Genomic DNA, 24,889 nt, shown 5'->3' with positions numbered 1-24,889 from the left:
TGCTCCTTTAGTTGCAGAGGCTACTGAACTTATGAATAGAGTTCCAGTAATTTGGATAGAGTTACAAGATTGTGCTGGAAATACAGAAGCTCTTTTAAGAAGTTCTGCTCCAACTGTTGATGATTTACTCTTTGATGTTTTAAGTTTAGAGTTTCACCATGCTTTAATGGCATGTGCAGGAAATGATGCTGAGCATCAGTTAGATGATGCTGTTGAACATTTCAAAGGAAAGTATTTACTTTTTGTAGAAGGCTCAATTCCAACTGCTATGAATGGAAATTATGGGACAATTGGACCATCTGGTGAAACTTTTCAAGAACATTTAGCAAGATTGTCAAAAGATGCAGCAGCTATTGTAGCTGTTGGAACATGTGCTACTTTTGGTGGAGTTCCAGCTGCTTCTCCAAATCCAACTGGTGCTGTTGGAGTTATGGATTTAGTTAAAGGAAAACCAATTGTTAATATTCCAGCTTGTCCAGCAAACCCAGCAAATATGGTTGGTGTTGTACTTCATTATGTTTTAACTGGTCAAGTTCCTGAGCTAGATTCACTTTTAAGACCAAAATTTGCATTTGGATATAGAATTCATGATAACTGTGAAAGAAGAGCTCACTTTGATGCAGGAGAGTTCGTAGAAGAGTGGGGAGATGAAGGAGCTAAAAACAACTGGTGTTTATACAAAGTTGGTTGTAAAGGACCAATGACATTTAATAACTGTTCAATTATTAGATATAACGATGGTGCGAACTGGCCAGTTGGTGTAGGTCGAGGATGTATTGGATGTAGTGAACCAGATTTTTGGGACAAATATGCTTATGAAAGACCAATGGCAACAGCAAGAATTAAAGCACCAACTGGTGGAGTTGAAAAAACTGTTGATGAATTTGGTCTAGGACTTTTAACAGCAACTGCTGTTGGTATTGGAGTTCATGCAATTGCAAGTGTAGTTGCTGGTAAAAAATCAAATGAAAATGAGGAGAGATAATGACAAAAAAACATTTAGTAGTAGATCCCATTACAAGGATTGAAGGACATCTTAGAATTGAAGCAATTATAGATGAGAACAATGTTATCACAGATGCTTACTCTTCTTCTACAATGTTTAGAGGAATTGAAGAGATTTTAAAAGGAAGAGATCCTAGAGATTGTGGACTTCTTGCAATGAGAATTTGTGGAGTTTGTACAGGAACTCACTATCAAAGAAGTATTGAAGCTGTTGAAAATGCTTTTAGTGTAACTATTCCTAAAAATGCGAGATTAGTACGAAATCTTATTCAAGGTGCTTTATATCTTCATGACCACGTTGTTCACTTTTATCATCTACATGCACTTGATTGGGTTGATATTACAAAAGCACTTGAAGCAGACCCAAAAGCTACTGTTGCTGAAGCTCAAAAATGGGCAGGACTTTCAGGACAAAGAGCTTGGAATGCTTCTGAGGATGTATATATTCAAGTAAAAGAGAGAGTTCAAAAATATATAAAACAAGGAAGACTTGGTATTTTTGGTAATGCTTATTGGGGTAGTGAAGGTTTTAAATTAACTCCTGAACAAAATTTAATAGGTCTTTCTCACTATCTTGATGCTCTTGAATTACAAAGAGATTTAGCAAAAATGATGGCTATTTTTGGTGGAAAAAATCCTCATCCTCAATCTTTTGTTGTTGGTGGAGTTACTTGTGTTCAAGATATAAAAAATCCTGCAAGAATTGCTGAATTTAAACAACTTCTTAAAAGAGGAAGAAAGTTTATTAAAGAGGCTTATTTACCAGATGTTTACATGGCTGGAACAATGTATGGTGAAGAGGCATTAAATGGAACAGGTGGTGGATTAGGAAACTATATGAGTTATGGTGGATTTAATTTAGATGATTTACCATTTTATAAATCTAAAAAATTATTCCCTGCTGGAATTGTAAAAAACAAAGATTTAAGTAAAGTTTATGAAGTAGATGAAGCAAAAATTACTGAAGATGTTACTCATGCTTGGTATAAAGGAAATACAAATCTTCATCCATTTGATGGAGTAACAGAGCCAAACTATACAGGTTTTGGTAAAAAAGAGAATAATATTGCTTATTTAGATACTCAAAATAAATACTCTTGGATTAAATCTCCACTTTATAATGATGAAAGAATGGAAGTAGGACCACTTGCTAGAATGATTGTTGGATTTGCTAGTAATGATGAGTTAATTAAAAAATATGTTACAAATTTTTTAACTAATGCAAATCTTCCTGCAACAGTTTTATTCTCAACTGTTGGAAGAACAGCAGCACGTGCAATTGAAAGTGAACTTATGGCTGATGTTATGATGGATTGGGTAGATGAGTTAGCATTAAATGCTGCAAATGGTGATTTATCAACATGGACAGAGTTTGATTTTAATACAGTTGCAAAAGATGCAAAAGGAATTGGTCTTGAAGAGGCACCAAGAGGTGCATTAGGACACTGGGTAAAAATTAAAGATGGTAAAGTTGTAAATTATCAAACAGTTGTTCCTTCAACTTGGAATGCAGCTCCTAGAGATTATAAAGGAAGAATGGGAGCTTATGAAGCTGCTTTAATTGGTACAAAAGTTGCAAATGTTGAGCAACCTTTAGAGATTTTAAGAACTATTCATAGTTTTGATCCTTGTATTGCTTGTGCGGTTCACCTAATTGATACAAATGGTAAAGAGCTTGGTGTTTATAAAGTAAATCCAATTTAAGGAGAATACTATGTCAAAAAATATAGAAATAAAAAGAATGACAGGAACTATGAGAATAGTTCACTGGGTTACATTTTTTAGTATGATAACAGCTGTAATCACGGGCTTATATATTGGTCATCCATATTATCAAACATTTATAGCAGATCCTGCTGTTGATAAATATGTTATGGCATGGAATAGATGGGCTCACTTTATTGTTGCTATTATATTTGATGTAACAGCTATTTTAGTTGGATATTTATATTTCTTTTCAAGATTTGAGAAGCCTTATAAAAAACTAATTCCTAATAAGCAAAATATTGTTGAATTTTTTGAAGTATTGTTAAATTTAATAACACTTAATAGAAGAAAAAAGTTTGATTCAAGCCATAGTGATAGTTTTAATATTGTATTTTTTACAATATTTCATCTACTTTTAGTATTTATGCTATTTACTGGACTTCAGCTTTATGTTCATGGTCTTGCATCAGGAAATAGCTCAATAGGTTCTTGGTGGCCAGCAATGCTTCATTTAGTTACTGATTGGACTTTATATGTTTTTGGTGGAAATATGGGAGTTAGAATTGCTCATCATTATGCTATGTATTTTATACTTGCTTGGGTAATGTTTCATATTTATTATCAAGTTTGGAGAACAATCTTCTGGAAAGAGGGTGATATTGCTATTGTAATTGGTGGAAGTAAGTTTGTAAAAGAAGAGGAGAAATAGGTTTTAGAAGCAAAAGCTTCTAAACCTTTTAAATATTTATATGAAAAATACAATTATTATAGGTGTTGGAAATATGCTCTTTAAAGATGAGGGTATAGGAATTTATGCTAGTGAATATATAAAACAAAATTATGAGTTTGATGAAGATTTAGAGATTATTGATGGTGGAACATTAGGATTTAAACTAATGGCATATTTTCAAGAGTATAAAAATGTCATTATTTTAGATACTGTGTCTATTGATGATGAAGCTGGAAGTATATTTAGGCTTCCTAGTGATGTTTTATTAGGACTTGGAAAATATAGAAAAACAGCGCATGAAGTAGAGATTGTTGAGATGCTTGAAATTGTTTCAGTTTTAGATTCTCATGCAAATGTTACGATAATTGGAATAGTTCCACAAGATATACAAAGTGTTGAAATAGGTCTTACAAAACTTATGGAAGAAAAATTTCCATTTTTTATAGAAACTTCTAAAAAAGAGATAGAGAGCTTAGGTTTTAAACTTACAAAAAAATCTGATATTGCTGTTCCTGATATTGTAAAAAGTTTAATTGGAAGCTACAATGGCTCTCATTTAAATAGAATCCCAAATGAAGAGGATTTTACTCATGAAGTTAATCTATAAAATAGAGTATAACTCAACTTCTTTTTATTTTAAAAGATTAATAGATGATTTAATAAAAAACTCAAATATAGATACAAATACAAAACAATATTTTGGATATATTTTAATATTTATTGATGATGAGCTTGAAAATATTGAAAAGTTTTTTTTAAATTTAGAAACAAATCTTCCTTACTCTATGTTTTTGAAAAAATCATATTTAATAGATGAGTTTAATGAAGAGATTAAAGAGCTAGAAGATAAAAATATAAAAGAGAATTTTGAGATTTTGACAAATAGAAAAGTTAAAGATATTTTAGAAAATTCTCATTTTGATTTTTTAAGCCAAATTGTTAATTTAAACAGATCTTTTGTTGTTGAATTTGAAGAGTTAGAACTCTTTTTACCAAATAAAAATTTAAAAGAAAACTTTGAAAAAGATAATTATGAAGTTAGGTTGTTAGTGACAAATAGTCAGATTTTAACAGATCTTTTTATAATTGAAGAGCCTGAAATAAATCTTTTATGCTCAATAGAAAGACCCTTGGTTAAATTGAAAATAAAAAATATAGATGAAAATATTTCAAATAGTGGATATATTTTTACAAGACTTGTAAACTCTTCAAAAGAGGTTGAACTATCAAAAGCGCTAAAAGAACAAAATATTGATTATATTTTATATGTGACTAAAAAAGATGAGTTAAAAGCTTGTAGTTTTGAAAATCTAAATCTTATTATTAGTGATGATAAAACTTTGTATCCAAAATATGATTATAAAAAAGATTTGATATTTAATTCAAGTAGTGAATATCTTAACTCTTTTTCAAATGTTTATAATGCAGTTTTACACGAGCATAACCTTTTAGATAAAAACTCTATTGGAGTCTATTTTTCACTGAATTCTAAAAATAGTTTTGTGGATATAAAAGTTTTAAATAAAGAAGAAAAAAGAGTAATATATATTCCTGATATAAAATCTAATATGAATCAAATTTTAGAAGATATCTCATCTCTTGATGAAAACTGTAAAAGATTGGTTGATAATTTTTCAAAAAAATATCCTTATGTAAAAGATATAAAACTTTCAAACAAGAGTGGATTTTCAACTATTATAGAAGCTATTGCCAAACTTTTAAATATAGAATCAATTAAAGATTTTGAAGAGTTAGCACTAAATAGTGGATATGTTGATGCTTTACAAATTGATATGAAATTAATTAAAATTGATAACAAAAACTATTTAGATTATAGAAAAACTATTCAATCTATAATGTCATATAAAATGGCAGATGTTGAAAATGAAACTCTTAGTTTCTCTTTTTATGAGTTTTTGGCTGAATTTATAATAGATTATTTAAGAGAAATAGCAAGAAAAACAAACGCAAAAGATATTGTTTTATGTGGAGATATATTTTCAAATAGACAAGTTTTTCATAAAGTTTATAAAGAACTTAGCAAAAAATATAATCTAATTTTACCAACAGAGTATGCAATGGATTACATATAAGTAAAAAAATAAGAGTTTATGGAACTGTACAAGGGGTTGGTTTTCGACCTTTTGTATATAATTTAGCAATAAAATACAATCTTTTTGGATATGTAAATAATGATAATATTGGAGTAAATATAGAAGTATCTGGAAAAACTAATGATATTTCCAGTTTTTTAGAAGAGTTAAAAAACAATCCTCCACCTCTTGCAGTTATTGAAGATATCAAAGTAGAAGATTCAAATAAACAATTTTTTGAATTTAAAATAGAAAATAGTAGTAGTTTTGATAATAAAACAACTACAATTCCCTCTGATATAGCTATTTGTAAAGATTGTATAGATGAAATTTTTGATAAAAACAATTTTAGATATAACTACCCTTTAACAAACTGTACAAATTGTGGACCTAGATACTCTATAATCAAAACCGTTCCTTATGATAGAAAAAATACATCTTTAAAAGATTTTACTCTTTGTAAAAAGTGCCAAAATGAGTTTGAAAATCCAACAAATAGAAGATATCATGCACAAGCAATATCATGCGAAGAGTGTGGACCAACAACTTTTCTTTATGATAGTAAACAAACTTTGATTGCTTCAAAAATAGACGCAATAAATTTAGCTTCAAAATATATAAATGATGGAAAAATTTTAGCTATAAAAAGTATGGGAGGATTTCATATAGTTTGTGATGCCTCAAATGATGAAACTATATTTAGATTAAGAGAACTTAAAAAAAGAGCCACAAAGCCATTTGCTGTAATGTTTAAAGATATAGATAGTTTAAGAAATTTTGCTATTTATTCTAGTTTAGAACAAGATATTTTAACTTCACAACAAAGACCAATAGTATTATTAGAAAAAAAAGAGAATCAAAATCTATCAAATCTAGTTGCACCAAATATAAAAAAAATTGGCTGTTTCTTACCAAATAGTGCTTTACACTATCTTTTATTTGAAAACTTATCTAATCCAATCATCGCAACTAGTGCAAATTTAAAAGGTGAACCAATAATCACAACAAAAGAGAATATATTTTTAAAACTTGATAATTTAGTAGATTTTGTACTTGATTATAATAGAGAGATATTAAATAGTTGTGATGATTCAATACTGCAAGTTGTAAATGAAAAAATTATAAAACTTAGAAATAGTAGAGGATATGCTCCAAGTAGTTTAAAAGTTGATGGAAAATTTAGCAAAAAAATCTTAAGTTTAGGAGCAAATCAAAAATCAACTTTTAGTATAGCTTTTGATAATAAGATTATTACATCTCCATATTTAGGAGATTTAGATTCTATTGCTTCTATAGAAAACTATAAAAAAACAGTAGAAAATTTCCTTAATTTTTATGATTTTGTACCTGAAATTATAGTTTGTGATAAACATCCAAATTATGAGACTACAAAAATTGCTTTAGAGTTTGTAAAAGAGAATAAAAATTTAAATTTAATTCAAGTTCAACATCATTATGCTCATATTTTAGCTGTTTTAGCAGAGAAATCTTTAAAAAAAGATGTTTTAGCATTCTGTTTTGATGGAACTGGATATGGTGATGATGGAAATATTTGGGGTGGAGAAGTTTTTATAGCAAATCAAAAGGAGTATAAAAGAGCTTATCACCTAAAATATTTTAAACTTTTAGGTGGAGAGTTAGCTATAAAAGAGCCTAAAAGAGTAGCTTTATCACTACTTTTTGATAACTTCTGCCTTGAAGAGATTTACTCTTTACCTTTGGAATTTTTAAAAATATTTGAAAAAAATGAGATAAAAAATTTACACACAATTTGGCAAAAATCTTTAAATTCACCCCTTTCAAGCTCTTTTGGAAGAGTTTTTGATGCCGTTTGTTCACTTGCTAATACTCTTCATATTCAAGAGTATGAAGGACAAACAGGTCTTTATTTAGAAAATTTATATGATGAAAATATAAAAGATGCTTTCTCTTTTGATTTGATTGACAATATTATAGATATTTCACCAATGATAAAAGAGCTTGTATTCGAAAAAGATAAAAAAATTATTGCTTCAAAATTTATAAATACTCTTGCAAATATAATTTTTGATATCTCAAATTTATACAAAGATTTAGCTATTGTTTTAAGTGGTGGAGTTTTTCAAAATAGAACTTTACTTAAAATTATATTTGAAAAACTAAAAGACAAAGAGATTTATATAGGAGAAAATTATAGTGTAAATGATGAAAATATATCTTTGGGACAAGCTTTTTTCACTCTTGAAAATATATAGATTTTAAAATCTCTAGCTGTTCAGACTTTTTATAGTTAAATTTAAATTCATACTCTTTTAAATAGTAAAAAAAATTGTCTTCATCTACACCTTTGTGTTTTTTTAAATTTTTCTCCAAAAACTTCCAAAATCTATTTAGTTTTGTTTGATGTGCATTTTGAGAGTGAATTTTGTACCAACTTAAATATTGAATAAATCCATCCTCTACATCAAATGCACGATTGCCTATTTTTGGCATTAAAAGTGTGTAAACTTTTTGATTTGAATAAAAACCAATAATATTTACAGCTTCACTAAGACTCTTTTTTTTCTTTACTTTTTCTCTCTCTTTTAAATAGTAAAACTCTTCATACTCGGTATTGTCTTTAATTGATGAGTTATAAATATCTTCAGAATAAACTGCAATTTTTTGTCTTAAAACATCAAACCTATCTTTTACGGTTTTATAATTTAGTTCTAATTCATTTGAAACTTCAAAAGCGGTTTTATTTTCACAGAATTTTTGAATGATTAATTTATCTTTTTCAATTTTTTTTAAAGATAGTTTTTTGGCACACTTTTTACATTTTATGTAATCATTTGCAAGATTATAAAAATCTTTATTTTCACAGTTTGGACATATCATAAGTAGATTTTAACAAATTTGTTCTAAAAATATATAGGTGCTTATAATATATCAAATAGTTTTAAAAGGAAATGGGATAGACTTTTGAAAAACTAAAAGGAAATAGTAATATGTGTAAAGACTGCGGATGTACAATAGCTGGAATGGAGCATAATCATAACCATGACCATGGACATAGTCATCATCACCATAATCATGAAAATGGAACTATATTTAAACCAATAAATGATAATTTAAAAACAAATCCTTTGCTAAATGATTCAAAAACTATATCTGTAATTCAAAAAATTTTAGATAAAAATGACCATGAAGCAGCTCATAATAGAGCTCATTTTGATAGTCATAAAGTTTTAGGAATAAATTTGATGAGTAGTCCAGGAAGTGGAAAAACTACACTTTTAGAAAATATTGCTGATATGGTAGATTTTAAATTTGCAGTTGTTGAAGGCGATTTGGAGACTTCAAGAGATGCAGATAGACTTAAAGCAAAAGGAATAGATGCAGTTCAAATACAAACAGGAAGTGCTTGTCATCTTGATGCATTTATGGTTCATAAAGGTTTGCATAACTTATCTTTAGAGAATATTGATGTCTGTTTTGTGGAAAATGTAGGAAATCTTGTATGTCCAGCATCTTATGATGTAGGAACTCATTTAAACATTGTTTTAGTTTCAGTTCCAGAAGGTGAAGATAAAATAGCAAAATATCCAGTTATGTTTAGAAGTGCTGATTTAATACTTTTTACAAAAACTGATTTGCTTCCATATTTTGAATATGATATAGAAAAAGAGAAAACAGAAGCTAGAAAACTAAAACCAAATGTAGATATTTTGGAAGTAAATATAAAAGATAAACAATCACTTCAAAATGTGATTGATTGGATTAATTTTAAAAGAAAAATGCGATGATATTTGTAAAATCAATTTCATTCATTTAGGCTTCACGATGGGTACCCAAAAATCAAAGATTTTTACCCTTGCGTTGCAGAATCATTCATAAAATTGTTTTACAAATAATAGATAAAAGGAAAAATTGTATGTGTTTATCAATACCATCAAAAATAAAAAGTATAGACCCTGAGATGAACAGTTGCGTAGTTGATACTATGGGAGTAGAAAGAAGTGCTAGTTTAGATTTAATAGATCAAGAGGTAAAAGTAGGAGATTATGTTTTAATTCATATAGGTTTTGCTATGAATAAAATAGATGAAGAATATGCTTTAGAATCTCTAAAAGTTTATCAAGAGATTATAGATAAGATGGAAGAGAACGAGCGCTTAGCAGCTATTGAAGAATCGCAAAACTGTCCAAATAGATAAAGTAATATAATATGGAAAAAGAACTACAACTAAAAGATTTATATGATGGCTTTCGTGATGCTAAAACTATAAAAGCATTTAAACAAATCATTGATGAAGATTTAAAAGATTATGATGGAACTATAAATATCATGGAAGTGTGTGGTGGACATACACACACTATTATGAAATATGGAATACCACAACTTTTGAATAAAAAAATAAATTTTATTCATGGACCTGGTTGTCCTGTTTGTGTTATGCCAAAAGATAGAATAGATAGTGCTTATATTTTAAGTTTACAAAAAGATCTGATACTTGTAACACTTGGAGATATGATAAAAGTTCCAGGAAGTAAGGGAAGTTTACAAAACGCAAGAAGCCAAGGTGCTGATGTAAGATTTGTCTATTCTCCTATGGATTGTTTAAAAATAGCAGACGAGAATAAAGATAAAACAGTAGTCTTTTTTGCAATAGGTTTTGAAACAACAACTCCAATGACTTGTGCTTTAATGGAGCAAGTAATCAAAAACGATATAAAAAATATTCTATTTTCTATAAATCATATAACAGTTCCAGAGGTTATGAGAGTTTTAGTAGAAGATAAAAACTGCAAAATAGATGCTTTTTTAGGACCATCTCATGTAAGTGTTATTAGTGGAAGTAAAATTTATGAAGAGTTCCCAAAAAATTATAATAAACCAGTTGTTGTAAGTGGATTTGAACCAGTAGATGTGATGCAAAGTATCTCAATGATTGTAAAACAGTTCAAAGAAAAAAGAGCCAATTTGGAAATTGAGTATAAAAGAGTTGTATCTTATGAAGGAAATCTAAAAGCCCAAGAGCTTATAAACAGATACTTTAAAAAAGTTTCTTTTAAATTTAGAGGAATAGGTGAGGTTGAAAATAGTGGTTATGAACTAAAAGATGAGTTTGATAAATATAATGCAAAAATAGTTTACAAAGATATATTGCCAACACATGAAGTAAAAGAGAATAAAGCTTGTAAATGTCCTGAGATTTTAAAAGGAGTTGCAAAACCAACTGATTGCAAAATCTTTGGAACTGTATGTACTCCAACAAATCCTATAGGATCTTGTATGGTGAGCTCAGAGGGTGCTTGTAGTGCTTATTATAAATATGGGAATTTACTATAAAGAGATAACATGGATATAGAACAAATAAAACAAAGAATTCAAAAGTTTAGTGATGATAGAAATTGGGATGAATTTCACAATCCTAAATATCCAATTGAGACATCACAAGGTGGAAGTAAAAAGTATAGTAAAAGTAGGGAAAACAGATAAATGACAAAAACAATAACATTAGCACACGGAAATGGTGGAGTTGAAAATAGTGAGTTAATAAAAGAGGTTTTTTATAAAGCTTTTAAAAATGAGATTTTAGAAAAGAGTGAAGATGCAGCAGTTATTCAAAATGGAACATTAGCTTTTAGTACAGATAGTTTTACAGTTACTCCTCTTTTTTTTAATGGAGCAAATATAGGAAAACTTGCCATTTGTGGAACTTGTAACGATTTAGCTATGATGGGAGCAAAACCAAAATATCTTACTTGTTCAGTTATTATTGAAGAGGGATTTGAAGTAGAACAACTTGAAATTATTGTAAACTCTATGAAAGAAGAGTTAGTAAAAAATGAAGCGATAATCGTAAGTGGAGATACAAAAGTAGTGCCAAAAGGTGTGGTTGATAAAATCTTTATAAATACAACTGGTATTGGAGAAGTTCTTTATGGAGGAATTAGCTCAAACAATATTACGCAAGATGACTTGATTCTTGTAAGCCGTGACATAGGAGCTCATGGAGCTACAATATTTACAGCACGAGAAGGTATAAATATGAACTCAAATTTAAAAAGTGATTGTAACTCTTTATATCCTTTAGTAAAGGCTTTGATAGATGCAGGTATTAAAATAACAGCTTTAAGAGATGCTACAAGAGGAGGAGTGAGTGCTGTATTAAACGAATGGGCGAAGCAATCAAATATTTGTATAGAAGTAGAAGAAGAACAAATTCCTATTAGTGATGAGGTAAAAGGAATTTGTGAAATGCTAGGTTTTGAAGCAACAAATCTAGCAAATGAGGGAACTTTTTTACTCGCAATAAAAAAAGAAGATGCAGCTCGTGCAATAGAAGTTTTACATAAATTTGAAGAGGCAAAAAATGCTTCTATTATTGGAAAAGTAACTACTCAATACCCGCAAAAAGTTATTTTAAATAGTTCTTGGGGAACAAAAAGATTTTTAGATACACCAACTGGTGAGCTGCTTCCAAGGATTTGTTAATTGCTTACTTTTGAATGATAGATTTAAAAAGGAGACTATTATGCATGAATACTCAATAGTTCAATCACTATTAGAGAGTTGCGAAGAACACGCAAGAGCAAATGGTGCAAAAAAAGTTATAAAAGTAGTTGTAAAAATTGGAGTTTTAAGTGGAGTTGAGCCAGAACTTCTTCAAACAGCATTTGATACTTTTAAAGAGAAAACTATTTGTGAGAGTGCAGAATTTTCGATAAATATTCAAAAAGTTGAGATTTTTTGTAATAGATGCAATGCTAATTCAACTTTACAAAAAAATGAGTTTGCTTGCCCAAAATGCCAAAGCACAGATATAAAGGTAACAGATGGTGAAGATATGTATCTTATGAGTTTGGAATTAGAGTAATCTAGTTCTAAAACTATATAAGAAACTATAAAATTTATATTCTATAAAGTAAAGCCAATTATAATCAGCAAAAAATAAAAAGGATAAGCCATGAAAAAAATTATTTATGTTTTAGCATTAACAGCTCTTTTTGCAAATGCACATTTTTTAACTCTTCTTCCAACTAGTGATAATATCGAAGATAAAAAAGATGCAAATATCAAAATAGAGGCTATGTTTATTCACCCTTTTGAACAAAGTGGTATGAATATGGAGAAACCAAAAGGTATTTTTGTAAATAAGAGTAAAAACTCTCTACCTTTAAAAGAGAGAAAAAAGTTTGAACACAAAGCTTGGGAAACTTCATATTCAATAGATAAACCAGCAGTTTATAAGTTTTTTGTACAACCTGAGCCTTATTTTGAAGAGTCAGAAGGTTTATTTATAAGCCATGTTCCAAAAGTGATAGTTAGTGCTTTTGGTGTTGAAGATGGATGGGATGAGCCAATTGGTTTAAAATATGAGATAGTTCCACTTACAAAACCTTTTGGACTTTATGCTGGAAATATTTTTCAAGGTGTAGTTTTAAAAGATGGAAAACCACAATCAAATGTTGAGGTAGAAGTTGAACTTTATAATGAGTTTGATTTAAAAGCTCCAACATCTTCACATATTACTCAAAGTATTAAAACAGATAAAAATGGAGTTTTCTCTTTTGTAATGAATCATAAAGGTTGGTGGGGATTTGCAGCACTAATTGAAGAGGGAGAAAAAGAGCTAAATGGTAAAAAATACCCTATTGAAAATGGTGCATTACTTTGGTTAAAAGCTTACTAATATGCATATTAGTGATGGTATTTTAACTCTTGAAGTTACAGTAGTTTCGACTACTGTTGCTACTTTATTTTTAATATACTCTTTTAAAAATTTATCAAATGATAAAATAGCACTAGCTTCTGCTTTTAGTGCTCTTTTTTTTGTAGCTTCATTTATTCATATACCCTTTGGATTTACTCAAATTCATCTAATGCTTTTAGGTTTTATTGGAGTATTTTTAGGAAGTGTTGCAATATTTTCTATATCTTTGGCACTTATTTTACAAGCTTTGCTTTTGGGGTACGGAGGAGTTAGTTCTTTAGGAGCAAATGTTTTAATAATAGCAATTCCCGCATATTTTGTATTTTTATTATTTAAAATTAATATTTTAAAAAAGTTAAATGAAAAAATAAAGTTTTTTATAATTGGATTTAGTGGAGTTTTTTTATCAGCTATTATGATGTTTATTCTTTTGGTTTTTTCAAAACAAGAGTATAAAAATGCAGCATATTCAATAGTTCTTGTAAATATTCCAACAATGATTTTAGAAGGGTTAATTACACTTTTTTTGTTTTTATATATAAAAAAAACAATGCCAAATTTATTTAAAGGATTAAATATATGAGATTTTTTTTGATTTTATTTTTACCAATATTTCTATTCGCTCACAAGGTGAATCTATTTTTAGATCTAAAAGATGATAATCTTTATATCAACTCATATTTTGGAAATGCTAAGCCATGCAAGAGTTGTAAATTTAAAATTGAATCAGATGGTTTAGTTTTTGAAAGTAGATTAGATGAAAATGGTGAGTATAACTATAAAAGCTCAAATGATTTTTTCAAGGTTACAGTTGATGCAGGAAGTTCGCACTTTGTTAGCAAAGATATAAAAGTTTCAAAAAAGATTGCTGAAGTTGAAAATAAAGAAAAAATAGAAGAAGATAAAAAAATTAAAGAGTTATTAGAAGAGAATACTCTTTTAAAAAACAGAATAGAGGTTTTAGAAACACAACTAAACTATTTTGAGATATTTAAAATAGCTTTTGGATTGATTTTGATAGCTTTTATATTTTTAATAATAAAAAGAGTTAAAAGTTGAGTTTAAATCCAGCTATCTCTTTGTTGAGTGCAGTTGGATTTAGTTTGATTTTGAGTTTCTCAAAATTTGAACTATTTTTTATACTTCCTCTGATTTTTCTTATATATTTAAACTATAAAAATATTTTAAATATTTTAAAAAAACTACTATTTTTAAACTTTTTTGTGCTTGTATTAACTCTTTTTTTATATTTTGAAACTAATATAAATGAAGCTTTAAATCTCTTTTTAAAAGTAAATTTTATACTTTTATTTAATCTTTTACTATTTTACTCTTCAAATGGTTTTGATATTGTAAAAGCTTTTATGATTTTAAAATTTCCTAAAAAGTTTAATTCTACTTTATATTTTACTGTTAAGTCTATTTTTGATTTAAATATGGAGTTTAAAAATATAAAAGAGTCTTTAAAGGCCAGAAACTTTAAAGCAAAAACAGATATTTTTACATATAAAACCTACGGAAATATTTTTGGAATACTATTTTTAAAAACTATTAAAAATAGTGAAAAACTAAAAGATAGTTTTAAAGCAAGAGGTTTTAAAGGTGAAATTTTTATAAATTATGAAAATAGTTTTAGTTTAGTTGATTCTATTTTGATATTTTTAATATCAATTATAATTTTTTTAAAGGTAGTTTTATGAGTTGTTCAATAAATTTAAAAGATATTTCATATAAAAAAGATGAGAAGATTTTATTTGAAAATGTAAGTTTTGATTTAGGACACAAAGAGAAAGTTGCTATTATTGGTAAAAATGGAGTTGGAAAATCAACACTTCTTAAAATAATAGCTGGTTTAAAAAATCAAAACAGTGGAACAATAGATATTTTTCATAATAGAATCAACAAAAAAGAGGATTATGAAAAATATAGAGATGAAATAGCATATTTACCTCAAGATATAGATAACTTTTTTTTGTCTATTACTGTAATTGAAGATGTTATGTTCTCTTTATTGGCTTTGGGAGTAAAAAAAGCTGAAGCATATAAAAAAAGCTTAGATATTTTAAAAAGCTTAGATATTTTGCATTTAGAAAATAGAGTAATTTATGATTTAAGTGGTGGAGAGAAAAAACTCGTAGCTTTAGCAGCTATTTTAATAAAAGAGCCAAAAATCTTGCTTCTTGATGAGCCAACAAATAACTTAGATGATGATGGTGAAAAAAAGCTTATTGATATTTTAAAAAGTATAGAAAAATCAATGATAATTGTATCTCATCAAAAAACCTTTATAGATAGCTTGGTTACAAAGATTTATATATTAGAAGAGAAAACTTTAAAAGTTTACTAATATAATACTTGACAAACATTGACTCAATAAGCTATAATTCTTTAGCAGTTTAAACATTAGAGTGCTAAAAGATAGAGAGGTTAATTTTGTTAGATAAAAAAGAGTTTTTATTACAATCAATTATAAAAGCATATATCGAACATTTAGAACCAATTGGTTCAACTCAATTAAAATCTATGTACGATCTAGAGTACTCAACTGCTACAATCAGAGGTTATTTTAAAAAATTAGTAGATGAGGGTTTTTTAGCTCAAGAGCACATAAGTAGTGGAAGAACTCCTACAAATGAAGCTTTAAAACAGTATTGGATAGATAGACTTAATTTCTCGCTTGGTGGAGTTAATATCAAAGCGATAGAAGAGATGTCAAAAAGAGTTGGTCTTTGTGTTTTTCTAAAAAGAGATAACAGTGATATTTTAAAAAATTTAATAAATGTTGAAAATAGATACATAATCTTAGAGTTTTCAAGTTTTGCAGTTACTATAAAATATAGTAGTGCACTTTTTAAATTTTTAGGTGATTTTGTACAGATTTCTTTAAATGATATTTTAAAAGTATCAAAAGAGGTTGGAGCTTATGAACTTTATACAAATATCAATGATAGTTTACAAAGTAAAGATTTAAAAATTTTTAACTATAAAGAGTTTTTATCACTAGCTTTAGAAAAAGATTTTGATGAGTTCACGATAAATAGATTTTTAAAAGGAACTATTTTGGATGAGTTAAAAGAGGGCTTATATTTTGATGGTTTTCTACCTCAAAACTATATAGCAATATGTAAATTGTGCAAAATAGACAATGAAGAGACAAAAATATTTGTCATTGGTGAATTATCAAAAGATTATGAATATTTTTTTAAACAAATTATAAATTTTTAAGGAGAAAAAATGAGCGAAAACAAAAATGAAGAGCTTTTAAAAGAAGAGAATAATATTGAGTGTAATCAACAAGAAATTGATGATAAAAATGATTGTTGTGAAAAAAAAGATGAGTGTTGTTCTGGTGAAAAAAAAGAGGATAGCTTAGAAGATGTTATAGCTAGGCTTGAAGATGAGTTAAAACAGAGTGAAGATAAATTTTTAAGAGTACATGCAGATTTTGAAAATATTAAAAAAAGATTAGAAAGAGAGAAATATCAAGCAATTGATTATGCAAGTGAAAAATTTGCAAAAGATCTGTTAACTCCTCTTGATACTTTAGAGATGGCATTAGCATCTGCTAATGCAAATATTAGTGCCGAAGAGTTACTTCCAAAACTAAAAGAGGGAATTGAACTTACAATTAAAAGTTTTATAACAACTTTTGAAAAGCACAATATTACAAAAATAGATACAGATGGTGAGTTTGATCCAAATGTTCACAATGCAGTTATGCAAGTTGATAGCCCTGATCACGAAACAGGACAAATTGTAAATGAGTTACAAAAAGGTTATATGTTAAAAGATAGATTGCTTAGACCTTCGATGGTTAGCATAGCAAATTAGAACTAGCCTAAAATCTGGCTATTTCTAAGGTTTCTGACCGAAAAGTCATTAAACTATAGAATTTAAGATTATTTACGAATTTAAAAAGAAAATTTAATAAAAGGAAGAAAAAATGAGTAAAGTTATTGGTATAGATTTAGGAACAACAAACTCTTGTGTTGCAGTTTATGAAAATGGTGAAGCAAAAATTATTCCAAACAAAGAGGGTAAAAATACAACTCCATCAATAGTTGCATTTACAGATAAAGGTGAAATTTTAGTTGGAGATCCAGCAAAAAGACAAGCTATTACAAACCCTGAAAAAACAATTTATTCTATTAAAAGAATTATGGGTCTTATGATGAATGAGCCAAATGCAAAAGAGGCTCAAGGTAAAGTTGGATATAAAATTGTAGATAGAAATGGAGCAGCAGCAGTTGAGATTGCTGGAAAAGTTTATACTCCTCAAGAGATTTCAGCAAAAATTTTAGGAAAATTAAAGGCTGATGCTGAAGAGTATTTAGGTTCAAAAGTTACAGATGCAGTCATAACTGTACCTGCATATTTTAATGATGCACAAAGAAAAGCGACTCAAGAAGCTGGAACAATTGCAGGTCTTAATGTATTAAGAATTATCAATGAGCCAACAGCAGCATCACTTGCTTATGGACTTGATAAAAAAGGTGAAGAGAAAGTTTTAGTTTATGATTTAGGTGGAGGAACTTTTGACGTTACAGTTCTAGAGATTGGTGATGGAACATTTGAAGTATTAAGTACAGATGGAAATGCATTCTTAGGTGGAGATGATTTTGATAATGCAATTATTGATTGGCTTGCAAAAGAGTTCAAAGATGAGAATGGATTTGATATTAAAAATGACAAAATGGCACTTCAAAGATTAAAAGATGCTGCTGAAAATGCTAAAAAAGAGCTAAGTTCAGCTGAAAGTACAGAGATTAACTTACCATTTATCTCTATGGGAAATGCAGGACCAGTTCACTTAGTTAAATCTCTAACAAGAGCAAAATTTGAGTCAATGACTGAACATTTAATCAATGAGACTTTAGGTCACATCAAAACAGCTTTAAAAGATGCAAATTTAGATAAAGGTGAAATTGATGAGATTATCATGGTTGGTGGATCTACAAGATTACCAAAAGCAAATCAAGTTGTAAGAGATTTCTTTGGAAAAGATTTAAACAAAGGTGTAAATCCAGATGAAGTTGTTGCTGCTGGAGCTGCTGTTCAAGCTGGAGTTTTAAGAGGTGATGTTAAAGATGTTCTTTTATTAGATGTTACGCCACTTTCTTTAGGAATTGAGACTTTAGGTGGAGTTATGACAAAACTTATTGAAAAAGGAACAACAATTCCAGTTAAAAAATCTCAAGTTTTCTCAACAGCTGATGATAATCAACCAGCAGTTTCTATTCATGTTTGCCAAGGTGAGAGAGAGTTTGCAAAAGATAATAAATCTTTAGGTATGTTTGAATTATCAGATATTCCAGCAGCTCCAAGAGGTGTTCCTCAAATTGAAGTAACATTTGATATTGATGCAAACGGTGTTTTAAATGTAAGTGCAAAAGATAAAGGTACTGGAAAAGAGAATAAAATTACAATCTCTGGAAGCTCTGGATTAAGTGATGATGAGATTGCAAAAATGGTAGCTGAAGCTGAAGCAAATAAAGAGACAGATGCTAAGAAAAAAGCTTTAATTGAAGTTAGAAATCAAGCAGATGCTATGCTTCACTCTACAAGAAAAACTTTAGAAGAGAATGAAAATGCAATTAGCGAAGATGAGAAAAAAGCTATTATTGATGCAGCAGCAGATTTGGAAGAGACTTTAAAAGATGAAAATGCTACAAAAGAGCAAATTGAAGAGAAGTTAAAAGTTTTAACTGAAAAATCTCATAAATTAGCAGAAGCTATGTATAAAAAAGATGGTGAGCAAGGACAAGGTGGACAAGCAAACCAACAAGCAAAAAAAGATGACGATGTTATCGATGCAGAGGTAGAGTAAAACTCTACCTTGATGCTTATGAGAAATTTAAACTTAATAGCTCTTATTTTTATAGCTCTGTTTTTTATCTCTTGTTCTCAAAAAGAGATAAGTTTTCAAAAAACACCATTTTCAAAAATTGATGGTTTTTTTGATGATGACTTAGAACTTGCCTTTGAAGTATTTAAAAAAGATTGTGAAAAATCACAAATAAATCCAAAATTTACAAATGTTTGTAAACTCTCAGAAAATTATAACAATGCCCAGAAGTTTTTTATTGAAAATTTTGAAGCCTATACTATTGTTGATAGAGATAAAAACAAACAAGGTTTAATTACAGGATATTATGAACCACTCTTAAAAGGTAGTTTTGAAAAAACTTCAAGATATAAATATCCAGTTTATGGTTTACCCCAAGATTTAGTAATTTCAGATGATAGTAAATTAAAAGATTATAGAAATGTAGGAAGAGTTGAGAATAATAGATTAACCCCATACTATACAAGAGCCCAAATAGAGTCAAAAGTGAGCAAAAGTTTAGAACCAATACTTTATGTAGATAATAAAATTGATCTATTTTTTCTTCAAATTCAAGGAAGTGGAAGAGTTGAATTAGAGGATAAAACTTTGATAAATTTAGCTTGGGCTGGTCAAAATGGAAGAGCCTATAAATCTATTGGTAAATATTTGGTAGAAAATGGAATTTTTACTCTTGAAGAGATAGATGGTATAAAAATAAAAGAGTATTTAAATGAAAACCCACAAAAAGTTGATGAGATTTTAAATATAAATGAGAGTTATATATTTTTTAAAATATCACCAAACATAGCAACAGGAGCTTTAAATACAGTTTTAACACCAAAAAGAAATATTGCTGTTGATAGAAGATTTATTGAACTTGGAACTCCTGTTTTTATAAAAACAACAAATCCAGTAACAAAAGAGCCTATAAAAAAACTTGTAGTTGCTGCTGATGTAGGTGGTGCAATAAAGGGTGAAATTAGAGCTGATTTTTATTGGGGATTTGGAGAAGAGGCTAGTTTAAACTCTCACAAAATGAGAGAATATGGTGAAATAATAGTTTTAGAACCAAAAAAATAGTTTAGTGTAGTTTCCTACACTAAACCAAACTAGCTATTTACTTTTTTTAATAGCTTTTTTTATCAAACTTTGTTTGTTTTTAAGTCTCTTTGCTCTTTTTTTATCTTTTTTAGATGTTTTTTTAAGTTCAGACTTTAGTTTTGAATTTTTTGATTTTAATTCATCAACAAGTTTTTTAGACTCTTTTTTTTGTGATTTGCTTAGCTCATCTTTTTTTGTAAGCTTTACAAGCTCTTTAATTGCTTTTGTAGTTTTCATTTTACACTCCATATTATATTTTTGTTTACAAAACTTAGTAAACTACCTTCTTTGCACTATTTTATAAAAAATAATACTGAAGATAGGTACATCCTACAGAAGCAACTCTTAGTTTAAGCTTACTTGTTAATATAAAACTCAATTTACATACAGCAGCCATTTCCACAACAAGATTTTATTGGTTCATCTTTGTAAACTTTAATTACAAAATTATTAAGCATCTCTTGAAGCTCAAATGAGTGTTTTTTGCAAAAAGTTCTATTCATAATATTTTTTATCTCAATAGCTTTTTCTAAAGCCACATCTTTTGAACTAAATGTAAGATTATTTTGTAGTGAACTTTTATAAAAGCAGTCACATCTATCTTGAATAACAATTTTATACATAAATATCCTTTTAAAAGCAAAACTCTAGCAAAAAATAGGTAAAATATTAGACTAATTTTTTACGGGGGCTTAAATGCATATTACAAATCTTATATCACAATACTTTGGGAAGTTTGCAAAAAAAGAGTTTCCAAGACCTATTCAAAAATTTATCAATAGTTCTTATGCAAAATTGATGAAGCTAGATTTAAAAGAGTTTAAAAATGCAAAACATTATAAATCATTAAATGAGCTTTTTACAAGAGAGTTTATAATACAAAGAGATTTTGATAAAACTTCTAATATTTTTATATCACCAACAGATAGTTTAATTACTCAATGTGGAAAATTAAATAAAGATATTGCACTTCAAATTAAAGGGATGCAATATAGTGTTGAAGAGCTTTTAACTTACTATTGTAGTGAAAATTTTCAAAGAGTAGAAAATGGTGATTTTATGAACTTTTATCTATCACCAAAAGATTATCACAGATATCACGCTCCAATTGATTTTAAATTAAAAAAACTAATACATGTTCCTGGAAAACTATATCCAGTTAATTTAAAATACCTAAACAAAGAGTTTGAACTTTTTGTTCAAAACGAAAGAGTTATTTTAGAGTGCGAATCAAATAGTAAAATCTTTTATATGGTCTTTGTAGGTGCACTAAATGTTGGTCAAATGGTTTTTGAGTTTGAAAAGCAAGTTGAAACAAATCGTGATACAAAAGAGATAAAAGTTTATAACTATGACAACATTGAATTTTCAAAAGGTGATTGCTTAGGTTACTTTAAGATGGGTTCAACGGTTGTTATGCTTTGGGAAAAAGATTTTGTAAATTTAGAAGATTTATTAAATCAAGATGTAAAGTTTGGTCAAAAAATTGCAAACTTTTAATCTTTTATATCTATTATTAATAATAAGTTCAAGTTTATCAATAATATTTATATATTTGTACATAAAATCTTTATTGAATACAAAAAATGTATGCAATAAAGTTATTGTAGATGCAAAAAAAGAGATAGAAGAGAGACTTTATAAAGATGAGCTTACATCTTTACAAAATAGAAAAGCTCTTGAAGATAGTATAAGAGATCAAGAGTCAGTTGTTGCAATTCTTTTAGATTTAGATGCTTTTGAAGATTTAAATGAGATTTATGGTTTTATAAATGCTGAATTAGTTTTGGTTGAAATAGGAAAAATATTAAAAGAGTTTGAGATAAATTATGAAGTAACTGCTTATAGATTAAGTGGAGATATTTTTGCTTTAGCAAATACAAAAAATATGGCTATTGAAGATATTTTTATCTTAATTGAAAAACTTAATCAAACATTTTTAAATAGAAAAATATATGTTGAAAAATTAAAAGATAATATAACAATCTCTATGACTCTTGGAGTCTCAATTTTCCAAGATGAACCAATAATAACAGCTGCAATGGCTTTAAAAAAAGCGAAATCACTAAATCAAAGTTATTTTATATACAACAATGAACTTGATTCAAAAGAGTTGATTATTCAATCTTTATATTGGAGAGAGAAGATTAAAAAAGCTGTAGAGGAGAATAGGATAGTTCCATATTATCAAGCAATATTTGATAAAGATAAAAATATTAAAAAATATGAAACTCTTATGAGAATTGAAGATAAAGATGAAGACAATCTTCCTATAATAGTAACACCTGATAAATTTTTAGGTATATCATTTAAAACAAAACAGTATCTACAACTTTCTAAAATTGTAATATCAAGAAGTTTGGATAATCTTTTAAAAACTGATAAACAAATTACAATTAATCTTAGTTTCAAAGATATTTTAAACTATGAATTTGTAGATTATTTAGAAGATAAACTTTTAAGTTTAGAACAAAGTGTTAGACAAAGATTGGTTTTTGAAATTTTAGAGAGTGAAACTGTAAGTGATTATGATTTTTTAGAGGAGTTTGTTTTAAAATATAAAGATTTGGGTGTAAAAATAGCTATTGATGATTTTGGAAGTGGTTATTCAAATTTTTTAAGAATTATTAGAATAAAACCTCACTATGTAAAAATAGATGGAAGTTTAATAAAAAATATAAATACAGATCAAAACTCTTATGAGATTGTAAAATCAATAATAGCATTTTGTAAAACTTTAAATATAAAAACAGTTGCTGAGTTTGTTCATAGTGAAGAGATTTTTGATATTTTAATTAATTTAGAGGTAGATGAGTTCCAAGGATTCTATTTGGCAAGACCTGAACCAATTTTTAACTAATTTAAATATATACAAAAGAAACTTTATGTAGAATTTAAAAAAATTAAGGAGATAAAATGTCAACAACTACAAAAATAGCTGAATTTGATTTAGCAGGAACAAAAAAAGGAAAAATAACAGTTTCAAATGTAAGTGAGCCTTATGGAGCAAATACTGCTGATATAGTAAGTATTGGAATCTCTTTAACAGGTGAAGATATTCAATGGAAATCTCATATTCCATACGATAATATTGATGAGGTTATTTTAGCTTTACAAAAAGCAAAAGAGTTAAAAAAGTAGAGCTAAGTTTTTTATTGTGATATAATTTGCTTTATTTTAAAAAAGGGTGATTATGTCACAGCTACAAATAATAGGAAGAGTAGAGCCTATATCTATTTTGGATTTAGAACTTTTTGATTTAGATGCAAAAATTGATACAGGAGCTTACTCAAACTCACTTCACTGCGATGATATCTTTGTAGATGATTCTAATTTTGTACACTTTAGACTACTAGATAAAATTCATCCCTCTTATCATAATAAAAGAGTAAAAATGCCACTTTTCAAAATAAAAAGTGTTAAAAGTTCAAATGGAGTTGTTCAAACTAGAGCATCCATAAAAGTTAAAGTTGAATTTGCTGGAAAAATCTATCAAACAGTAGTATCACTAACTTCAAGAGCAGATATGAAATACCCTATGCTAATAGGTAGAAAGTTTTTGCAAAATCGTTTTTTAGTTGATGTTTCAAAAAAAAATATATTAAAATAGGAAACTATAATGTTAATTTATATCTTGTCAAGAAATGAGAATCTTTATTCGACAAAAAGATTGTATGAAGAGGTTTTGAATAAAGGTTGGGAAGTAAGAGTTATTGATTATTTAAAATGTACAATAGAGATTATGAAAAATGAGCTTGTTGTAAATTATGAAGGAGAGGTTTTAAAAGTTCCAGATGCAATAATTCCAAGAATTGGAGCAAGTAGAACATTTTTTGGTGCAGCAATAGTAAGACACTTTGAGATGCAAGATGTATTTTCAACAACTGGAAATTTAGCACTTACAAGAAGTAGAGATAAGTTAAGAAGTCTTCAAGTTCTATCAAAAAATGGTGTTGATTTACCAAGAACAGTTTTTGCATCAAATAAATCAAATGCAAAAGATGTAATAGCTTTAAGCGGTGGAACGCCTTTGGTTTTAAAAATTTTAGAAGGAACACAAGGGGTTGGAGTTGTTTTAGTAGATAGTAAAAAAGCTGCAAAATCTGTTCTTGATGCTTTTTATGGAATGGATGTAAATTTGCTTGTTCAAGAGTATATTGAAGAGGCAAATGGAAGTGATATTAGAGTATTTATAGTTGGTGGAGAGGTCGTTGCTGCAATGAGAAGGCAAGGAGCTGAAGGTGATTTTAGATCAAATCTTCATCAAGGTGGAAATGCCTCTATTTGTAAATTAAATAGAAAAGAAAAAACTACAGCACTTGCAGCTGCTAGAGCTATGGGACTTGGAGTTTGTGGTGTTGATATGATAATTTCAAAAAGAGGACCTTTGGTTATGGAGGTAAACTCAAGTCCTGGACTTGAAGGAATTGAGAAGTCAACAAATATTAATGTAGCTCAGAAAATTATAGATTATATTCAAAATAGCGTAAATCCAACTACTACAGATAATCAAAAAAGAAAAAAATTAAAAAAAGATAGTATTGGTGCATAATTAAAAGTTATAATTCTTAAAGCAAATTGTTTACTATTATTTAATATAATATAAACTATTTTTAAATAAGCCTTTTTATAAAGAATAACTTAAAATGAAGAGAAAATTAAAAAAGGCAATATTTTATTAACAATATATTTTTAAAGAACATTTGCAAGTAAATATTTCTTGCTGATGTTTGATTTTTGAAGTA

At 27.9% G+C, this 24,889-nt stretch carries 29 protein-coding genes; 26 read left to right on the top strand and 3 right to left on the bottom strand.

Annotated features, from left to right (window positions below):
• The 6 genes from WC168_RS05090 to hypF all read left to right on the top strand — a co-directional run.
• Window positions 1-985, top strand: a 985-nt coding sequence (locus WC168_RS05090; RefSeq protein ID WP_372617905.1) for a hydrogenase small subunit, incomplete at its 5' end; no start/stop codon positions are given.
• Window positions 985-2,709 carry a nickel-dependent hydrogenase large subunit gene (locus WC168_RS05085; RefSeq protein ID WP_372617904.1) on the top strand — a complete coding sequence of 575 codons (1,725 nt, stop codon included), beginning with the start codon at window positions 985-987 and terminating at the stop codon, window positions 2,707-2,709. The genes WC168_RS05090 and WC168_RS05085, both read left to right, overlap by 1 nt.
• Before the next feature lie 10 nt (window positions 2,710-2,719).
• Window positions 2,720-3,421 (top strand): cytochrome b/b6 domain-containing protein, encoded by a 702-nt coding sequence (locus WC168_RS05080; RefSeq protein ID WP_105913574.1) that lies wholly within the window; start codon window positions 2,720-2,722, stop codon window positions 3,419-3,421.
• 40 nt (window positions 3,422-3,461) lie between these two features.
• The gene (locus tag WC168_RS05075) at window positions 3,462-4,049 is read left to right on the top strand and encodes a HyaD/HybD family hydrogenase maturation endopeptidase (RefSeq protein ID WP_372617903.1); all 588 of its coding nucleotides are present in this window, start codon (window positions 3,462-3,464) and stop codon (window positions 4,047-4,049) included.
• Entirely contained in the window at window positions 4,033-5,535 is a 1,503-nt protein-coding gene (locus tag WC168_RS05070; RefSeq protein ID WP_372617901.1) for a hypothetical protein, read from the top strand. The genes WC168_RS05075 and WC168_RS05070 overlap by 17 nt, the downstream gene beginning before the upstream one ends.
• Entirely contained in the window at window positions 5,532-7,769 is a 2,238-nt protein-coding gene (gene hypF / locus WC168_RS05065) for a carbamoyltransferase HypF (RefSeq protein WP_279134177.1), read from the top strand. The genes WC168_RS05070 and hypF overlap by 4 nt, the downstream gene beginning before the upstream one ends.
• Here the strand turns inward: hypF and WC168_RS05060 are convergent.
• Complete coding sequence (locus WC168_RS05060; RefSeq protein WP_279133900.1) at window positions 7,750-8,394, bottom strand: hypothetical protein; 645 nt, start codon at window positions 8,392-8,394, stop codon at window positions 7,750-7,752. The two genes, hypF and WC168_RS05060, sit on opposite strands and share 20 nt — an antisense overlap.
• Window positions 8,395-8,504: 110 nt before the next feature.
• Here WC168_RS05060 and hypB point away from each other — a divergent pair, with 110 nt between their 5' ends.
• The 15 genes from hypB (at window position 8,505) to WC168_RS04985 (ending at window position 20,123) form a co-directional block, all read left to right on the top strand.
• On the top strand, window positions 8,505-9,302 hold the full coding sequence (hypB, locus tag WC168_RS05055) for a hydrogenase nickel incorporation protein HypB (protein WP_279133901.1): 798 nt from the start codon (window positions 8,505-8,507) through the stop codon (window positions 9,300-9,302).
• Window positions 9,303-9,430: 128 nt separating this feature from the next.
• Window positions 9,431-9,712: a HypC/HybG/HupF family hydrogenase formation chaperone gene (locus WC168_RS05050; RefSeq protein ID WP_279133903.1), complete on the top strand. Its 282-nt coding sequence runs from the start codon at window positions 9,431-9,433 to the stop codon at window positions 9,710-9,712.
• 11 nt (window positions 9,713-9,723) lie between these two features.
• Window positions 9,724-10,848, top strand: coding sequence for a hydrogenase formation protein HypD (gene hypD / locus WC168_RS05045; RefSeq protein ID WP_279133905.1), 1,125 nt, complete (start codon window positions 9,724-9,726; stop codon window positions 10,846-10,848).
• A gap of 9 nt (window positions 10,849-10,857) precedes the next feature.
• Window positions 10,858-10,998, top strand: a complete 141-nt coding sequence (locus WC168_RS05040; RefSeq protein WP_279133907.1) for a hypothetical protein — start codon at window positions 10,858-10,860, stop codon at window positions 10,996-10,998.
• Window positions 10,999-11,997 (top strand): hydrogenase expression/formation protein HypE, encoded by a 999-nt coding sequence (gene hypE, locus WC168_RS05035; RefSeq protein ID WP_279133908.1) that lies wholly within the window; start codon window positions 10,999-11,001, stop codon window positions 11,995-11,997.
• Between the two features lie 40 nt (window positions 11,998-12,037).
• Window positions 12,038-12,379 carry a hydrogenase/urease nickel incorporation protein HypA gene (hypA, locus tag WC168_RS05030; protein ID WP_279133910.1) on the top strand — a complete coding sequence of 114 codons (342 nt, stop codon included), beginning with the start codon at window positions 12,038-12,040 and terminating at the stop codon, window positions 12,377-12,379.
• Window positions 12,380-12,469: 90 nt separating this feature from the next.
• Complete coding sequence (locus WC168_RS05025; protein WP_279133912.1) at window positions 12,470-13,195, top strand: DUF4198 domain-containing protein; 726 nt, start codon at window positions 12,470-12,472, stop codon at window positions 13,193-13,195.
• 1 nt (window position 13,196) lies between these two features.
• Window positions 13,197-13,799, top strand: coding sequence for a CbiM family transporter (locus WC168_RS05020; protein WP_066356688.1), 603 nt, complete (start codon window positions 13,197-13,199; stop codon window positions 13,797-13,799).
• Window positions 13,796-14,275 (top strand): hypothetical protein, encoded by a 480-nt coding sequence (locus WC168_RS05015; protein WP_066356686.1) that lies wholly within the window; start codon window positions 13,796-13,798, stop codon window positions 14,273-14,275. Before WC168_RS05020 ends, WC168_RS05015 begins: the two co-directional genes overlap by 4 nt.
• Window positions 14,272-14,916, top strand: a complete 645-nt coding sequence (locus WC168_RS05010; protein WP_372617897.1) for an energy-coupling factor transporter transmembrane protein EcfT — start codon at window positions 14,272-14,274, stop codon at window positions 14,914-14,916. The genes WC168_RS05015 and WC168_RS05010 overlap by 4 nt, the downstream gene beginning before the upstream one ends.
• Window positions 14,913-15,563 (top strand): ABC transporter ATP-binding protein, encoded by a 651-nt coding sequence (locus WC168_RS05005; RefSeq protein ID WP_279133919.1) that lies wholly within the window; start codon window positions 14,913-14,915, stop codon window positions 15,561-15,563. The genes WC168_RS05010 and WC168_RS05005 overlap by 4 nt, the downstream gene beginning before the upstream one ends.
• Before the next feature lie 86 nt (window positions 15,564-15,649).
• Window positions 15,650-16,441 (top strand): heat-shock protein, encoded by a 792-nt coding sequence (locus WC168_RS05000; protein WP_066356681.1) that lies wholly within the window; start codon window positions 15,650-15,652, stop codon window positions 16,439-16,441.
• Between the two features lie 9 nt (window positions 16,442-16,450).
• A complete protein-coding gene (gene grpE / locus WC168_RS04995) occupies window positions 16,451-17,047 on the top strand; it encodes a nucleotide exchange factor GrpE (RefSeq protein ID WP_319045361.1) in 597 nt (198 codons plus the stop codon).
• A gap of 112 nt (window positions 17,048-17,159) precedes the next feature.
• On the top strand, window positions 17,160-19,043 hold the full coding sequence (gene dnaK / locus WC168_RS04990; protein ID WP_115588107.1) for a molecular chaperone DnaK: 1,884 nt from the start codon (window positions 17,160-17,162) through the stop codon (window positions 19,041-19,043).
• An 18-nt stretch (window positions 19,044-19,061) separates the two neighbouring features.
• Window positions 19,062-20,123, top strand: a complete 1,062-nt coding sequence (locus WC168_RS04985) for a murein transglycosylase A (protein WP_372617894.1) — start codon at window positions 19,062-19,064, stop codon at window positions 20,121-20,123.
• A 33-nt stretch (window positions 20,124-20,156) separates the two neighbouring features.
• Here WC168_RS04985 and WC168_RS04980 read toward each other — a convergent pair whose 3' ends face one another.
• Both WC168_RS04980 and WC168_RS04975 read right to left on the bottom strand, forming a co-directional pair.
• The gene (locus tag WC168_RS04980) at window positions 20,157-20,381 is read right to left on the bottom strand and encodes a hypothetical protein (RefSeq protein ID WP_066162030.1); all 225 of its coding nucleotides are present in this window, start codon (window positions 20,379-20,381) and stop codon (window positions 20,157-20,159) included.
• A 143-nt stretch (window positions 20,382-20,524) separates the two neighbouring features.
• Window positions 20,525-20,767 (bottom strand): hypothetical protein, encoded by a 243-nt coding sequence (locus WC168_RS04975; RefSeq protein ID WP_066162027.1) that lies wholly within the window; start codon window positions 20,765-20,767, stop codon window positions 20,525-20,527.
• Window positions 20,768-20,840: 73 nt separating this feature from the next.
• Here WC168_RS04975 and WC168_RS04970 point away from each other — a divergent pair, with 73 nt between their 5' ends.
• The 5 genes from WC168_RS04970 (at window position 20,841) to rimK (ending at window position 24,696) form a co-directional block, all read left to right on the top strand.
• Window positions 20,841-21,644 carry a phosphatidylserine decarboxylase gene (locus tag WC168_RS04970; RefSeq protein ID WP_066162024.1) on the top strand — a complete coding sequence of 268 codons (804 nt, stop codon included), beginning with the start codon at window positions 20,841-20,843 and terminating at the stop codon, window positions 21,642-21,644.
• A gap of 73 nt (window positions 21,645-21,717) precedes the next feature.
• Window positions 21,718-23,004, top strand: a complete 1,287-nt coding sequence (locus tag WC168_RS04965; protein WP_372617891.1) for an EAL domain-containing protein — start codon at window positions 21,718-21,720, stop codon at window positions 23,002-23,004.
• Window positions 23,005-23,060: 56 nt separating this feature from the next.
• The gene (locus WC168_RS04960) at window positions 23,061-23,285 is read left to right on the top strand and encodes a hypothetical protein (RefSeq protein WP_066356665.1); all 225 of its coding nucleotides are present in this window, start codon (window positions 23,061-23,063) and stop codon (window positions 23,283-23,285) included.
• 52 nt (window positions 23,286-23,337) lie between these two features.
• A complete protein-coding gene (locus tag WC168_RS04955) occupies window positions 23,338-23,754 on the top strand; it encodes a RimK/LysX family protein (protein ID WP_066162014.1) in 417 nt (138 codons plus the stop codon).
• A 9-nt stretch (window positions 23,755-23,763) separates the two neighbouring features.
• Window positions 23,764-24,696, top strand: a complete 933-nt coding sequence (rimK, locus tag WC168_RS04950; RefSeq protein WP_372617889.1) for a 30S ribosomal protein S6--L-glutamate ligase — start codon at window positions 23,764-23,766, stop codon at window positions 24,694-24,696.
• The last annotated feature ends 193 nt before the right edge of the window (window positions 24,697-24,889 follow it).

Source organism: Aliarcobacter sp., assembly GCF_041672065.1.
Taxonomy (GTDB): Bacteria; Campylobacterota; Campylobacteria; order Campylobacterales; family Arcobacteraceae; genus Aliarcobacter; species Aliarcobacter skirrowii.
This window is presented reverse-complemented; position numbering and strand designations above follow the sequence as displayed.

Excerpts from the sequence above, each read along its gene's own strand:
- dnaK (WP_115588107.1), top strand. The coding sequence starts at position 17,160 with ATGAGTAAAGTTATTGGTATAGATTTAGGAACAACAAACTCTTGTGTT.
- WC168_RS04970 (WP_066162024.1), top strand. The coding sequence starts at position 20,841 with ATGCATATTACAAATCTTATATCACAATACTTTGGGAAGTTTGCAAAA.
- WC168_RS04980 (WP_066162030.1), bottom strand. The coding sequence starts at position 20,381 with ATGAAAACTACAAAAGCAATTAAAGAGCTTGTAAAGCTTACAAAAAAA.
- hypE (WP_279133908.1), top strand. The coding sequence starts at position 10,999 with ATGACAAAAACAATAACATTAGCACACGGAAATGGTGGAGTTGAAAAT.
- WC168_RS05060 (WP_279133900.1), bottom strand. The coding sequence starts at position 8,394 with ATGATATGTCCAAACTGTGAAAATAAAGATTTTTATAATCTTGCAAAT.
- hypA (WP_279133910.1), top strand. The coding sequence starts at position 12,038 with ATGCATGAATACTCAATAGTTCAATCACTATTAGAGAGTTGCGAAGAA.
- WC168_RS05025 (WP_279133912.1), top strand. The coding sequence starts at position 12,470 with ATGAAAAAAATTATTTATGTTTTAGCATTAACAGCTCTTTTTGCAAAT.
- WC168_RS04960 (WP_066356665.1), top strand. The coding sequence starts at position 23,061 with ATGTCAACAACTACAAAAATAGCTGAATTTGATTTAGCAGGAACAAAA.
- grpE (WP_319045361.1), top strand. The coding sequence starts at position 16,451 with ATGAGCGAAAACAAAAATGAAGAGCTTTTAAAAGAAGAGAATAATATT.
- WC168_RS05005 (WP_279133919.1), top strand. The coding sequence starts at position 14,913 with ATGAGTTGTTCAATAAATTTAAAAGATATTTCATATAAAAAAGATGAG.
- WC168_RS04955 (WP_066162014.1), top strand. The coding sequence starts at position 23,338 with ATGTCACAGCTACAAATAATAGGAAGAGTAGAGCCTATATCTATTTTG.
- WC168_RS05015 (WP_066356686.1), top strand. The coding sequence starts at position 13,796 with ATGAGATTTTTTTTGATTTTATTTTTACCAATATTTCTATTCGCTCAC.
- hypD (WP_279133905.1), top strand. The coding sequence starts at position 9,724 with ATGGAAAAAGAACTACAACTAAAAGATTTATATGATGGCTTTCGTGAT.
- WC168_RS05075 (WP_372617903.1), top strand. The coding sequence starts at position 3,462 with ATGAAAAATACAATTATTATAGGTGTTGGAAATATGCTCTTTAAAGAT.
- WC168_RS04975 (WP_066162027.1), bottom strand. The coding sequence starts at position 20,767 with ATGTATAAAATTGTTATTCAAGATAGATGTGACTGCTTTTATAAAAGT.
- WC168_RS05080 (WP_105913574.1), top strand. The coding sequence starts at position 2,720 with ATGTCAAAAAATATAGAAATAAAAAGAATGACAGGAACTATGAGAATA.
- WC168_RS05070 (WP_372617901.1), top strand. The coding sequence starts at position 4,033 with ATGAAGTTAATCTATAAAATAGAGTATAACTCAACTTCTTTTTATTTT.
- rimK (WP_372617889.1), top strand. The coding sequence starts at position 23,764 with ATGTTAATTTATATCTTGTCAAGAAATGAGAATCTTTATTCGACAAAA.
- WC168_RS05085 (WP_372617904.1), top strand. The coding sequence starts at position 985 with ATGACAAAAAAACATTTAGTAGTAGATCCCATTACAAGGATTGAAGGA.
- hypB (WP_279133901.1), top strand. The coding sequence starts at position 8,505 with ATGTGTAAAGACTGCGGATGTACAATAGCTGGAATGGAGCATAATCAT.
- WC168_RS05020 (WP_066356688.1), top strand. The coding sequence starts at position 13,197 with ATGCATATTAGTGATGGTATTTTAACTCTTGAAGTTACAGTAGTTTCG.
- WC168_RS05050 (WP_279133903.1), top strand. The coding sequence starts at position 9,431 with ATGTGTTTATCAATACCATCAAAAATAAAAAGTATAGACCCTGAGATG.
- WC168_RS04985 (WP_372617894.1), top strand. The coding sequence starts at position 19,062 with ATGAGAAATTTAAACTTAATAGCTCTTATTTTTATAGCTCTGTTTTTT.
- WC168_RS05040 (WP_279133907.1), top strand. The coding sequence starts at position 10,858 with ATGGATATAGAACAAATAAAACAAAGAATTCAAAAGTTTAGTGATGAT.